This window comes from Streptomyces hygroscopicus subsp. hygroscopicus (assembly GCF_001553455.1).
GTDB classification, from domain to species: domain Bacteria; phylum Actinomycetota; class Actinomycetes; order Streptomycetales; family Streptomycetaceae; genus Streptomyces; species Streptomyces hygroscopicus.
Genome location: NZ_BBOX01000509.1, coordinates 1 through 4,155, shown reverse-complemented (window position 1 = coordinate 4,155; position 4,155 = coordinate 1). Strand labels below are relative to the sequence as shown.

3 protein-coding genes and 1 pseudogene are annotated in these 4,155 nt (G+C 71.9%); all 4 read right to left on the bottom strand.

Features of this window, described 5'->3' with window-relative positions; genetic code table 11:
* Positions 1-130, bottom strand: a 130-nt coding sequence (locus AXW62_RS37595) for a potassium-transporting ATPase subunit C (protein WP_370682968.1), incomplete at its 3' end; no start/stop codon positions are given.
* A 56-nt stretch (positions 131-186) separates the two neighbouring features.
* Positions 187-2,295 (bottom strand): potassium-transporting ATPase subunit KdpB, encoded by a 2,109-nt coding sequence (gene kdpB, locus AXW62_RS37590; RefSeq protein ID WP_060948327.1) that lies wholly within the window; start codon positions 2,293-2,295, stop codon positions 187-189.
* A pseudogene (gene kdpA, locus AXW62_RS37585) lies at positions 2,292-3,957 on the bottom strand (potassium-transporting ATPase subunit KdpA). The gene kdpB and the pseudogene kdpA overlap by 4 nt, the downstream one beginning before the upstream one ends.
* The gene (kdpF, locus tag AXW62_RS37580; protein ID WP_030838613.1) at positions 3,954-4,046 is read right to left on the bottom strand and encodes a K(+)-transporting ATPase subunit F; all 93 of its coding nucleotides are present in this window, start codon (positions 4,044-4,046) and stop codon (positions 3,954-3,956) included. Before kdpF ends, kdpA begins: the two are co-directional and overlap by 4 nt.
* Positions 4,047-4,155 lie beyond the last annotated feature (109 nt).

Here is a 4,155-nt window from a genome sequence, read left to right as displayed (position 1 = left end):
TCCGCGAGCCGTTCGCCTGGTGCGGGAACGCCAGCTGCCCCACTCCGGTGACGGCGAGCGGGTAACAGACGCCGGTGACCGCGGTGAACACCAGCAGCAGCCGCAGGGCGGACAGGTGGTTGCGGACCACGGGGGGAAGGGTGCGGGGCACGGCGGTCGCCTTCTTCGTGTCTCGTGGGTCAGCGGTCAGCGGAGTCCCGGAACGAACTGGACGACCAGGTCGATCAGTTTGATGCCGAGGAAGGGCAGCACGAGCCCGCCGAGGGCGTAGATCCGGATGTTGCGGCTGAGCAGGGCCGCCGCCGAGGACGGCCGGTAGCGGACGCCGCGCAGGGCCAGCGGGATGAGCGCGATGATGATCAGCGCGTTGAACACGATCGCGGAGGTGATCGCCGAGGTCGGGCTGTGCAGCCGCATGACGTTGAGCCGTTCCAGCCCCGGGTAGACCACGGCGAACATGGCGGGGATGACGGCGAAGTACTTCGCGACGTCGTTGGCGATGGAGAAGGTGGTCAGCGCGCCGCGGGTGATGAGCAGCTGCTTGCCGATCTCCACGATCTCGATCAGCTTGGTGGGGTCGGAGTCCAGGTCCACCATGTTCCCCGCCTCCTTGGCGGCCGAGGTGCCGGTGTTCATGGCCACTCCGACATCGGCCTGGGCCAGCGCGGGAGCGTCGTTGGTGCCGTCGCCGGTCATCGCCACCAGCTTGCCGCCCGCCTGCTCGCGCCTGATGAGCGCCATCTTGTCCTCGGGCGTGGCCTCCGCGAGGAAGCCGTCCACGCCCGACTCCTCGGCGATGGCCGCCGCGGTCCGGGGGTTGTCGCCGGTGATCATGACCGTCCTGATGCCCATGCGGCGCAGCGCGCCGAAGCGTTCCCGCATGCCCTTCTTGACCACGTCCTTGAGCTCGATCACACCGAGGACCCGCGCGGTGGTTCCGGTGCGCTCGGCGACGACGAGCGGTGTGCCGCCCGCGTCGGCGACCCGGTCCACGACGGCGTCGACCTCCCCGCCGGGCCGCCCGCCGTGCTCGGTCACCCAGGCGATGACCGCGGAAGCGGCGCCCTTGCGGATCTGACGGCCGTGGATGTCCACGCCGCTCATCCGGGTCTGGGCGGTGAACGGAACGAAACCGGCGTGGCCCAGTTCGCCCTCGTCCCGGGCGCGCAGCCCGTGCCGCTGTTTGGCCAGGACGACCACGGAACGGCCCTCCGGGGTCTCGTCGGCCAGCGACGACAGCTGTGCGGCGTCGGCGAGTTCCCCGACGCCCACCCCGCCGACCGGCAGGAACTCAGCGGCCTGGCGGTTGCCGAAGGTGATGGTGCCGGTCTTGTCCAACAGCAGCGTGTTGACGTCACCGGCCGCCTCAACGGCGCGTCCGGACATGGCCAGGACGTTGCGCTGGACGAGCCGGTCCATACCGGCGATGCCGATCGCGGACAGCAGCGCCCCGATGGTGGTCGGGATGAGCGCGACCACCAGGGCGACCAGGACCACGATGCTCTGCTCGGCGCGCGCATAGCCGGCGAACGGCTGGAGGGTCACCACGGCCAGCAGGAAGACGATGGTCAGCGAGGCCAGCAGGATGTTCAACGCGATCTCGTTGGGTGTCTTCTGCCGCGCGGCGCCCTCCACCAGGGCGATCATCCGGTCGATGAAGGTCTCCCCCGGCCGAGAGGTGATCCGCACGACGATGCGGTCGGACAGCACCTTCGTCCCGCCGGTGACCGCCGACCGGTCGCCGCCCGACTCGCGGATCACCGGCGCCGACTCCCCGGTGACCGCCGACTCGTCCACGGAGGCGACGCCCTCGATGACATCACCGTCCCCCGGGACGGTCTGACCGGCCTCCACGACCACCACGTCGCCCCTCCGCAGCTCCGCGGCGGGCACGTCCTCCTGCCCGGCGGCCGCGGCGCCCGGGCGCCGGTCGAGGAGGCGGCGGGCGACCACGGCGCTCTTGGTGCGCCGCAGCGTGTCCGCCTGGGCCTTGCCCCGGCCCTCGGCGATGGCCTCGGCGAGGTTGGCGAACAGCACGGTCAGCCACAGCCAGGCCGAGATCACCCAGGCGAAGACGCTCGGCCTCTGGGCCGAGGACAGGGTGGTGAGCACGGCCCCGACCTCCACCACGAACATGACCGGGTTCCCGGCCATCTTCCTGGGATGGAGCTTCCTGACCGCACCCGGCAGCGAGGCCAGGAGCTGCCGCGGGTCGAGCAGCCCGCCGGAGGCCCCCCGGCCGGGCGGCCTTCCCCGCGGCGCGGCCGGGGGTCCGGCGGCGGCCGGGGCCGTCACCGGAGCCCTTCCGCAAGCGGCCCCAGGGACAGCGCGGGGAAGTAGATGAGGCCGACGACGATGAGCACCACGGCGGTGAGGAGCCCGACGAACTGCGGCCGGTGGGTGGACAGGGTGCCGGCCGTCACCGGCACCGGCGTCTGCCGGGCCAGCGATCCGGCGAGCGCGAGGACGAACACCATCGGCAGGAAACGGCCGAGGAGCATGGCCAGCCCGAGCGCGGTGTTGTACCAAGGGGTGTTCGCCCCGAGGCCGGCGAAGGCGGAGCCGTTGTTGTTGCCCGCGGAGGCGAAGGCGTACAGCACCTCGGAGAAGCCGTGCGGGCCGGGGTTGAGCATGGCGGCCCGCTCACCGGGCAGCGCCATCGCCAGCCCCGCGCCGACCAGGACGACCGCGGGGGTGGTGAGGATGTACAGCGAGGCGAACTTCATCTCCCGGCCCCCGAGCTTCTTGCCCAGGTACTCGGGCGTGCGGCCGACCATGAGCCCGGCGACGAACACCGTGACGACCGCCAGCACGAGGAGCCCGTAGAGGCCGGAACCGACGCCGCCGGGCGCGATCTCGCCCAGCATCATGTTGACGAGCGTCATCCCGCCGCCGAACGGCGAGTACGAGTCGTGGGAGGAGTTGACCGCCCCGGTGGACGTGAGGGTGGTGGACGCGGCGAACAGCGCGGACGCCCAGACGCCGAACCGCTGTTCCTTGCCCTCCAGCATGCCTCCCGCCGCGTGGCCGGCCCGGCTGCCGACGCCGTGCAGTTCGTTCGCGGTCACGATCGCCACGGAGGCGGCCCACAGCACCGCCATCACCGCGACGAGCGCGTAACCCTGCCGGTGGTCTCCGACCATGCGGCCGAAGGCGCGGGGCAGCGCGAAGGAGACCACCAGCAGCAGATAGACCTCCAGCAGGTTGGTGAAGGCGTTGGGGTTCTCGAACGGATGGGCGGAGTTGGCGTTGTAGAAGCCGCCGCCGTTGGTGCCCAGCTCCTTGATGGCCTCCTGCGAGGCGACCGGCCCCCCGGTGAGGTCCTGGTGGCCACCGGCCAGGGTCGGGACGGACTCGACGCCGTGGAAGTTCTGGATCGTCCCGCCCGCCACCAGCACGACGGCGAAGACGAACGCGATCGGCAGCAGCACGCGCACCACGATCCGCGTCAGGTCCACCCAGAAGTTGCCGACCCGGTCGGTGTTCTGCCGGGTGAAGCCACGGATCAGAGCGCCGACGACGGCGATGCCCACCGCCGCCGAGGCGAAGTTCTGCACCGCGAGGCCGGCCATCTGCACCAGATGGCCCATCGTCTTCTCACCGGCGTACCACTGCCAGTCGGTGTTGGTGACGAACGAGGCGGCCGTGTCGAAGGACTGGGCGGGCGTCGCCGGCGGCCTGCCCAGCGACAGCGGCAGGTGGTTCTGCAGCCCGCAGGAACCCGTACAGGAACAGGACCGAGACCGCGGAGAACGCCAGCACACCGCGGGCGTATCCGGCCCACCGCTGATCGGAGTCCCCGTCCACCCCGGCCAGCCGGTAGACCAGTCGCTCGACCCGCAGATGCCGGGGTGAGGTGAGGGCGCGGGCGATGTGGTCACCCAGCGGCCGGTACGACAGGGCCAGCGCGGCCACCAGGGCGAGGACCTGGAGCCACCCCGCGAGGGTGTCGTTCACGAGAACTTCTCCGGGAACAGCAGCGCGACCACCAGATAACCGAGCAGGGCCACCGCGACGACGAGCCCGACGGCGTTGTCCAGGCTCACCGCGTCGCCTCTTCCGCCCCGGGGCGGCGGCCGGTGTCAGCGCCGCGCGGGCGGCGCGCCGGCGCGGCCACCGGCGCCGGCCGCGGTCCGGCGGCCGCGCGGACGCCGT